This window comes from Polyangium sorediatum (genome assembly GCF_029946465.1).
GTDB lineage: Bacteria > Myxococcota_A > Polyangia > Polyangiales > Polyangiaceae > Polyangium > Polyangium fumosum.
In genome coordinates, this window is the sequence record NZ_JARZHI010000069.1 from 49,059 (window position 1) to 57,294 (window position 8,236).

Here is an 8,236-nt window from a genome sequence, read left to right on the forward strand (position 1 = left end):
GCGCATCGCTAGACCTCCCGGGCGCTGTGCTCAGAATTCGTGATCTCGAGGAGGGAGCGTACGAGCGGATCCTCTTCGTCCGTGGCGCGCCACATGGAGCAACCAAGAATGACGACGTCCAGGTCACGAACCCGCTTGAGGACCGCTCCAACGCCAACTCGGATGAAGGGTTCGGCGCTCTCCGTGAAGAAGCTGAGGCCCTCGCCGCTCGCGACGAGCGTGACGAGGGCTTCACCGTCCGCCTCCTCGTGGGCGATCTCGAGCGTTTGGCCATGCGCTCGGAACGCGGCGATGACGTCATCGTAGAGCCGCGGACTCCGCTTGCGCGGGCTCCAGATGAAGCGCTCGTTCTTCAGGTCGGCGATCCGCAGTGTGCGTCGTGTGGCGAGTCGATGGCTCTTCGACATTCCCACGCTGAGACGATCGCGAAACAGCACGCGGAAGCGGACGAGCGGGTTTTCTACCGGCGGATGATAACCGTACCCTATCGAAATTTTGCCATCGCGCAGGGCGGCGACCTGCTCCTCACTCGGTAGCGGCACGAGGCGCACCTCGACGCGCGGATGACGTGCGCGGAACATCTGCACCACCCTGGGCAGCAGGCCGCTGTAGGCCAGGCCGCCCTCGAATCCAATCACAACCGTTCCGATGCGGCCCTGCGCCGCCTCGCGGGCGTCCTCGACCGCCCGCGCGGCGCGTGCCAGCGTGGCGCGCGCCCCCTCCAGGAAGCTACGGCCGGCGTGGGACAGCTTGACCCCGCGTCCGGAGGCGACGAAAAGCTTGGCGCCGATCTCCTCCTCGAGCTGGGCGATCTGCCGGCTCAACGGCGACTGCGAAATGTGAAGCTGCTCGGCGGCCCTTCCGAAGTGCTCCGCTTCAGCGACAGCGACAAAGTACCGTAGGTGACGTAGCTCCATGATTCAGACCTATAGGGTCTGGAACCGTTGCGATCAATGTCATGGTCGTATCGAACGCGAGGTCGTACGCTCTTCGACAAATGGTAGAGCCCAATCACACGTTGACCCTCCGCGACGGCGACGGTGGCTTCGCCACCACGCGCCTCGAACCGATGCTTGGGTGGGCACGCAAATACTCGCTCTTCTGCTATCCGTTCGTGACTGCGTGCTGCGGCATGGAGTTCATGGCGCTCTCCGGCCCGCGCTTCGATCACGCGCGCTTCGGCGCGGAAATACCACGCTTCTCGCCACGTCAGGCGGACCTTCTCTGGGTGGTCGGAACCATCAGCCAGCGTCAGGCGCCGGCGCTCCGTCGGATCTACGAGCAAATGCCGGAACCGAAGTGGGTCCTCGCGTTTGGCACTTGCGCCAGCTCGGGCGGCTTCTACGACAACTATGCGACGTTGGCCGGTATCGATAAGATCATCCCCTGCGACGTCTACGTCCCAGGCTGCCCGCCGCGCCCCGAGGCGGTGCTCGACGGCCTGTTGCTCCTCCAGGACAAAATCGCACGCGGTGATCCCCGCCCCGGCGTGGTCAAGCCGCGCACGGATCCGCTGAAGGACTTGGTTCAGCTTCGCAAGAAGAGCGAAGCGTCCACATGAGACGTGATTCGCTCCCATATCTACAGCCCCGGCTTTGCCCGGGGCGCCACGGTCGCCGCAGGAATCGCCGCGCTGATCTTCGCGGTCGACGACGCTCATTCGATGGTCCTCGGCTGGATCGCGAACAGGCACGCCATCCTCTCGACGCTGTTCGGCGTGATCGCGCGCATCACGCACGATCGTGCCCGCCGGGACGGCTGGAAGCCGGGCGCGTTCCTTACGTCGCTCGCGCTGCTCGGGGCGATGTTCTCCGGGGAGAGCGGGCTCGGCGCGCTCGCGTATCTCTTCGCCTACGCCCTCTTCCTCGATCGCGCGCCCCTGCGATCCCGCGTGGCCGCGCTCCTCCCGCATGTCGGGGCTGCCCTGGTCTGGTTCGCCGCATACAAGCTTGGCCGTCGCTGGACGATCCGTCGATCGGTGTGGGTTGTCTGGGAGAAAACCCGATTCGTGCCGTTCGTGGTGCCGAAGGTTGGGGAAACGAGCGATCTTGTGGTCGTGTCGTATCAGACGGCGGTTGGCGGGTAGAGGCTCCTTCGAATCGCCTGTCGCCATGAGCGACGGGGTGGCAAGTGTCATCCCCACGCCCGGGCCGTCCGGATCCGCCCGAGCTGGCACCATTTGCATCGAGCCCTGGCTGAGCAACACTCGGGGCTGAGAACAGACGGGCATGTCATCAAGAGGCCCACGCCATTTACACGCGGTGTCTCCGGGACTGCACCAAGAAATGACCTCGCCCATGCAAACCCAAAAGCTGCAATGGACCCCGGCCGACGGCCGCCCTCCTCGGCTCATCACCGTCACCCTCCGCCCGCCGTCGCCGCAAGGAGACACGTACGCCGCGGAGATCGACATCACCGGCTTCGACGAGCCCTGCACGAAGCGGATCTACGGTGCCGACGCCGAACAAGCCGCCGACCTCGCCCGCAAGACGGTCCCTGCCCTGCTGGAGCTTCGCGCCCAGGGCGGCCGCCTGACCCCCATCGATTGAGCCACCCCTCACCCACCCCCGCGCCGCCCAAAAATCCCCCACCCTCGCCCTCACCTCCCCGCGCGCACGTCCCGCGCCGCCCGGTTCCCCCCTCACCTCCCGCCCCTCACGCCCTGCACCCGCCACCCCCATCCCGATCCACCCCCGCGCACGCCGTGACCTCGCCCAGGTGACGCCTCACCTCACCGCCGCCACGCCCGTCCTTGCCCCAAACCAGCCTCACCTCCCCGCTTCACCACGCGCGCGGACGTAGGTGACGCCCCGCCGCCCCCTTTTTCGTCCCGCCGACGGCTGCATTGGCGGTTCCCACCTCCAACCCTGGAGGCTGGCACCACCAGGTCCCGACACGCCCCGAACCCATCCGCCGCCCTCCGAAGCAGAAAACCTCCTTCCTTCCCGCAAGATAGCCCCAACGCCACGCCCCTCCGCCGCCCTGGCATACCCGTTGCGATAGGGGTCCACGTCCCTCGCACACGGAGAATGGATCCCATGGCCTCGACGAACCGCTTCGATTCTCGCCTCGCTCTTTTCCTCGCGCCCCTCGCCGCCGCCGCCTCGCTCGCCCTCGTGGGATGCGCGGCCGATGACGTCACCACGCTCGGGGACGAAGATGCCGTGGCCGCCGAGGGCGCCGCGGGCCTCGGCCTCGGGGCGCGGGGCGCGGACGTGCGCAAGGTGTACGAGTATCTTCGTCGTTATGGGTACTTCCAGAACGCGGAGCTCGCCGAGCATTACCCGGATTGGACCCCCGCCGTCTCGCGCGAGCCGGCCGATCCGGAGCTCTTCGACGAGGCGCTCGAAGAGGGCGTGCGGCTCTACCAGGCCCAGCAAGGCCTGCCCGTGACCGGGATCGTCGACGCCGAGACGCACCGGATCATGCAGATGCCCCGGTGCAGCCACCCCGATTATTACGATCCGCCGAGCGTCGTGCCGACCCTGGACATCGAGAACCCCTACACGCATTTCGGGGGGACCTGGTCGTCCACGGCCCTGAGCTATAAATTCGCGAATTATACCTCGGACTTCGCCCAGGCCTCGGTCCGGTCCGCGATCGAGAGCGCGCTCTTCTCGTGGACCTCCATCTCGTCCTTCAGCTTCTCCGAGGTGAGCTCGGGCGAGAACATCTCGTTCGGGTTCTATACGGGCAGCCATGGTTGCACCGGCGGCGCCTTCGACGGCTCGTCCGGCGTCCTCGCCCACGCCTATTCGCCGGGCAGCGGCCTCGGCGGCGACGTGCACTTCGACGACGCCGAGTCGTGGTCGTCGGCGTTCCTCGAGACCGTCGCCCTGCACGAGGTCGGGCACGCCCTCGGCCTCGGCCATTCGACCGTCTCGAACGCGACCATGTACGCGTATTACACCGGCACCGACACCCAGCTCGAAGACGACGATCGCGCAGGCATCTGGTCGCGTTACGCCTCCTATGCGTCGCCCTCGGGCTGCGGCTCGCTGAATGCCGGCCAGGGGCTCTCGGCGGAGCAGTCCGTCTGGTCGTGCGACGGCCGGTTCCAGCTCAAGTACCAGAGCGACGGCAACCTCGTGCTCTACATGGGCAGCTCGCCGCTCTGGGCCACGGGCACGAACGGCGCCGGCGGGGACCGCGTCCTCATGCAGGAGGACGGAAACCTCGTCATCTACAACGCCTCGGGCCACCCCGTGTGGGCCACGAACACGCCCGGCACGTCGAACCGTTATGCCAATCTCGCCGTGCAAAACGACGGCAACGTCGTGCTCTACCGGACCGGCGGCGGCGTGGCCTGGGCCAGCAACACCTGCTGCCACTGAGGCGAATCCCACCCCCCGCGCCTGGTGGCGGCTGCCGCCTCCAGTATGGAGGTTGCAGCCGCCAACCCCCGCCGCGCCCAGGACCTCCGTCCCCGGGTCGAACCACCAAAATATCATTCCTTCCGGCAAGATAGCCGCGGCATGGACAGCCCCCGCAGAGCTGGCATGACCGTTGCGATGAGGGCCTTCGTCCCACGCACACGGAGAATGGATCCCATGACCTCGACGAACCGCTTCGCGTCTCGCCTCGCTCTCTCCCTCGCGCCCCTCGCTGCGGCCGCGTCGCTCGCCCTCGTGGGATGCGCGGCCGACGACGTCACGGCGCTCGGCGACGAGAACGCCATGGCCGCCGAGGGCCTCGGGCTCGGCGCGCAGGGCAAGGACGTGCGGGCGGTCTACGAGCACCTGCGCCGGTTCGGGTATTACCAGAACGAGGAGCTCGCCGAGCATTACGCCGACTGGACGCCCGCCGTCTCGCGCGAGCCGGCCGATCCAGCGCGCTTCGACGAGGCGCTCGAAGAGGGCGTGCGGCTCTACCAGGCGCAACACGGCCTGCCCGTGACCGGGATCGTCGACGCCGAGACGCAGCGGGTCATGCACATGCCCCGCTGCGGCCACCCCGATTATTACGATCCGCCCGGCGTGGTGCCGACCTTCGAGGTTGGAACCCCCTATTCGCATGCCGGCGGGACCTGGTCCTCGTCCGCGCTCTCGTACCGCTTCGACAATTACACCTCGGACCTGAGCCAATCGGCCATCCGCGCGGCGGTCCAGAGCGCGATGCTCCGGTGGAGCACCGTCACGAAATTCACCTTCACGGAGGTCACCTCGGGCGGGAACATCGTGATCGGCTTCTACACGGGCGACCACGGGGACGGCAGCGACAATGCGTTCGACGGCAAGTCCGGCACGCTCGCGCACGCCTGGTCGCCGGGCAGCGGCATCGGCGGCGATATCCATTTCGACGACGCCGAGTCGTGGTCGACCTCGTCGTCGGGCACCCACTTCGAGACGGTGGCCCTGCACGAACTCGGGCACGCCCTCGGCCTCGGCCATTCGAGCTACGATTACGCGGTCATGTACCCGACCTACAGCGGCGTGGACGTCTACCTGAGCTCCGACGATCACGCGGGGATCTGGTCGCGGTACGCCGCGTACAACGCGCCCTCGGGCTGCGGCTGGCTGAATGCCGGCGAGGGGCTCGGGAAGGGCGAATCGGTCTGGTCGTGCGACGGCCGCTTCCAGTTCATCTTCCAGAACGACGGCAACCTCGTGCTCTACAAGAACGGCAGCGCGCTCTGGGCCTCGGGCACGAACGGCGACGGCGCCGACCGCGTCCTCCTGCAGGAGGACGGGAACCTCGTCATGTACAAGTCCACGGGCCAGAAGGTGTGGGAGACGGACTCGAATTCGACGGCGAACCAATACGCCAACCTGGCCGTGCAGAACGACGGCAACCTCGTGATCTACCGGTCCGGCGGCGGCGTCGCCTGGGCCAGCAACACCTGCTGCCACTGACAAGTTCGGTGCGTGCCCGTCGCGGCGATCGAGGCGCCGCGACGGGCGCTTTTTCAGTAAATGATCGGGGACATGGCGTACTCGCACGAATAGGTGCCGCCGTCCGTACACGTCCGCGAGCACGCGCCGTTCGTGATCTTCATCGTGCAACTCGAATAGATGGTGTCATACCATTCGGGGTCGTCCGGATAGGGGTAGACCACCTCGCAGCGCGTGCTCGTCCCCACGCCCGCGCCGTCATAACCGATCGTGAAGTCGTACGAATCACTGCAGGACTCGAAGACCTCCTCGATCGTCCGGCGGCGGGAGCCGTCGAGGTACATCGTGTCGCTGCCATAGATGTACGCGTCGCCCCAGTTGATCAGCCAGTCGACCCAGGTCGTCCCGTCGGCGTTGCCGCCCCACGTCTCGTCGATGTCCGTGCCGACCCCGTTGTAGACATACGACTCGTTCCAGGATCCATCGGGCTGCCGCGCGCCGTAGAAGACCTGCTTCTGGCCGCGGGTGCGCGTGTACCGCTCCTGCGCGTAATGATACACCTGGCCGTCCCACGTCCCCTCGTGCGTCAGCCATTGCGCATTCGACCCGCCGAGCGGCCGCGCGCGCTGCGTGAGGGAGCAGCCCTGCCACGACTCCTCGACCTCGGTCGAGCGAATCGTGCCATTGTCCTCCTTCACGGTGACCACGGAGAGCACGTCGGTGCCATACGAGGACGTGACGACGTCCCCCTTGACGTTGGTCTCGGCGAGGAAACTGCCAGACGCCGGGGTCTCCCGCCAGCGGATCGTCCCCACGCCCAGATCATAGTCCGTGAAGCGGCCCTTGATGTACGTCACCGCGAGCCCGGGGGGATCGTACGCGAACACATCGCCATGCGCGACGTGCGCGCCGAGCGTGCCGGGAATGGGGCAAAGACCGAGGATAGCACTTCGATAATATCGATTCCGAACGTTCATGGTTCTCCAGCCTACAGGAGACGTGGAGAAAATGCCACGGGAGCGTCGTGCTCGATGGGTCGGGGGACAGGGGGGCTCCCCCCGGGGACGCGCCGACGTGCTGCGGCGACGCGTTGACAAGGACCCCCTCGTTCGCCTACTACTTTTCCTCTTCGAGCAGGCGGGATCCAATGCACATCGTCTCGAATGCCCCGTTCCCCTGTGCGTCGTTGATCTGGCCGAATCGAGCGCAAGGGTGGGTGTTCACGGTCGTCTGCAAGGCGACCTTCTCCCTCGCGCCGGGCACGTCCCCACTCGCGGAGGACCCGGAGGACATCGCCGCCGCCGACGAGCACTGGGACGACGACACGAACCGCAGCCTGCGCGTCCCGAGCGACGTCGTCCCCTTCAAGCCACGCGCAGACGTGCTCCTCGTGGGCTCCGCGCACGCGCCGCAGCAGGTCCCCGCGCGCTCGGTCGTCGCGCGCCTCCTCGTCGGCGAGGTCGACAAATCGATCGAGGTCACCCAGGACCGCTGGTTCCAGCCCGACGGCTCCCTCGCCGAGGGGCAACGCTTCACGCGCATGCCGCTCGTCTTCGAGCGGGCCGGCGGCGGGCCGGACACGGCGAACCCGGTCGGCGTGCGCGCGGGATGGGCCGACGCGATGGGGCGCGTGCGCGTCCCGAACATCACGTGGCCCGGCGTCACGCTCCGCGCCCCTTCCGATTTCGTCGAGCCCGTCGGGTTCGGCCCGCTCGCGCCCGCGTGGCCCGCGCGGCGCGAGCGGCTCGGCGCGCTCGCCCGCGGCAGCCTGCCCGAGCGCTGGTACGAATCACACATCCCCGACGGCTTCGATTTCCGCTACTTCAATGCTGCGCCGCCGGATCAGCAGACCGATTTCATCCCCCCGAACGCGCGTATCCTCCTCGAAAACCTGCACCCGAGCGTGCCGCGGCTCGTCACGAGCCTGCCGGGCCTCGCGCCGGTGTTCCTGGTCGAGGGCCGCGGGCAAGGCCCGCAGCCGATGCGCGCCGATACCTTGTGGATCGACACCGATCGGCTGCTCTGCACGCTGACGTTCCGCGCGCAGATCCCCATCCGCCTGCGCGACGAGCCGGGCGAGGTGAAGGTATGGCTCGACAGCGCGCCGCCCTCGAAGGCCGCGGCCGCGCCCGAAGCGCCGCCGCGCCCGCAGAAATCAATCCCGCCGAGCGAAGAGGCCGAGGGGAAGGCCCCGCGGCTGAAGCCGCCGCCGGCCCAGACGATCGCCGATCCGAGCCTCGCGCAGGGCGCGACCGGGCGCGTCTTGCCTTTCCAGTCGACGCCCGGCGCCGCGCCCGAGCCGGCCCGGCCTCCCGCGTCCGGCGGGCGCCTCCCCTTCCTGAGCGCGCCGGCCTCGTCGCTGAGCGCGCCGGCCGCCGCGCCCCCGGCCGCGCCGCCGATGTACA

8 protein-coding genes are annotated in these 8,236 nt (G+C 67.9%); 6 read left to right on the forward strand and 2 right to left on the reverse strand.

The features are described 5' to 3' along the window. Positions 1-8: 8 nt before the first annotated feature. The gene (locus QHF89_RS40980) at positions 9-917 is read right to left on the reverse strand and encodes a LysR family transcriptional regulator (RefSeq protein ID WP_136971960.1); all 909 of its coding nucleotides are present in this window, start codon (positions 915-917) and stop codon (positions 9-11) included. Between the two features lie 80 nt (positions 918-997). Here QHF89_RS40980 and QHF89_RS40985 point away from each other — a divergent pair, with 80 nt between their 5' ends. From QHF89_RS40985 to QHF89_RS41005, 5 genes are all read left to right on the forward strand, one after another. Further along, positions 998-1,561, forward strand: coding sequence for an NADH-quinone oxidoreductase subunit NuoB (locus QHF89_RS40985; RefSeq protein WP_136971961.1), 564 nt, complete (start codon positions 998-1,000; stop codon positions 1,559-1,561). Between the two features lie 3 nt (positions 1,562-1,564). Beyond that, positions 1,565-2,086: a hypothetical protein gene (locus QHF89_RS40990; protein WP_136971962.1), complete on the forward strand. Its 522-nt coding sequence runs from the start codon at positions 1,565-1,567 to the stop codon at positions 2,084-2,086. Between the two features lie 211 nt (positions 2,087-2,297). Continuing rightward, positions 2,298-2,549 carry a hypothetical protein gene (locus QHF89_RS40995; RefSeq protein WP_136971963.1) on the forward strand — a complete coding sequence of 84 codons (252 nt, stop codon included), beginning with the start codon at positions 2,298-2,300 and terminating at the stop codon, positions 2,547-2,549. Between the two features lie 489 nt (positions 2,550-3,038). Further along, a complete protein-coding gene (locus QHF89_RS41000) occupies positions 3,039-4,334 on the forward strand; it encodes a matrixin family metalloprotease (RefSeq protein ID WP_136971964.1) in 1,296 nt (431 codons plus the stop codon). Between the two features lie 216 nt (positions 4,335-4,550). Beyond that, on the forward strand, positions 4,551-5,852 hold the full coding sequence (locus QHF89_RS41005) for a matrixin family metalloprotease (protein WP_284721592.1): 1,302 nt from the start codon (positions 4,551-4,553) through the stop codon (positions 5,850-5,852). Positions 5,853-5,905: 53 nt separating this feature from the next. Here the strand turns inward: QHF89_RS41005 and QHF89_RS41010 are convergent, their stop codons facing one another. Next, positions 5,906-6,808 carry a hypothetical protein gene (locus tag QHF89_RS41010; protein ID WP_136971966.1) on the reverse strand — a complete coding sequence of 301 codons (903 nt, stop codon included), beginning with the start codon at positions 6,806-6,808 and terminating at the stop codon, positions 5,906-5,908. 170 nt (positions 6,809-6,978) lie between these two features. Here QHF89_RS41010 and QHF89_RS41015 point away from each other — a divergent pair. Continuing rightward, a partial coding sequence (locus QHF89_RS41015; protein WP_284721593.1) for a DUF2169 family type VI secretion system accessory protein occupies positions 6,979-8,236 on the forward strand: 1,258 nt, incomplete at its 3' end.

What these genes read in the sequence shown, in the direction of transcription:
- QHF89_RS40980 (WP_136971960.1), bottom strand. Translation starts at nt 917, where the DNA reads ATGGAGCTACGTCACCTACGGTACTTTGTCGCTGTCGCTGAAGCGGAG.
- QHF89_RS40985 (WP_136971961.1), top strand. Translation starts at nt 998, where the DNA reads ATGGTAGAGCCCAATCACACGTTGACCCTCCGCGACGGCGACGGTGGC.
- QHF89_RS40995 (WP_136971963.1), top strand. Translation starts at nt 2,298, where the DNA reads ATGCAAACCCAAAAGCTGCAATGGACCCCGGCCGACGGCCGCCCTCCT.
- QHF89_RS41000 (WP_136971964.1), top strand. Translation starts at nt 3,039, where the DNA reads ATGGCCTCGACGAACCGCTTCGATTCTCGCCTCGCTCTTTTCCTCGCG.
- QHF89_RS41005 (WP_284721592.1), top strand. Translation starts at nt 4,551, where the DNA reads ATGACCTCGACGAACCGCTTCGCGTCTCGCCTCGCTCTCTCCCTCGCG.
- QHF89_RS41010 (WP_136971966.1), bottom strand. Translation starts at nt 6,808, where the DNA reads ATGAACGTTCGGAATCGATATTATCGAAGTGCTATCCTCGGTCTTTGC.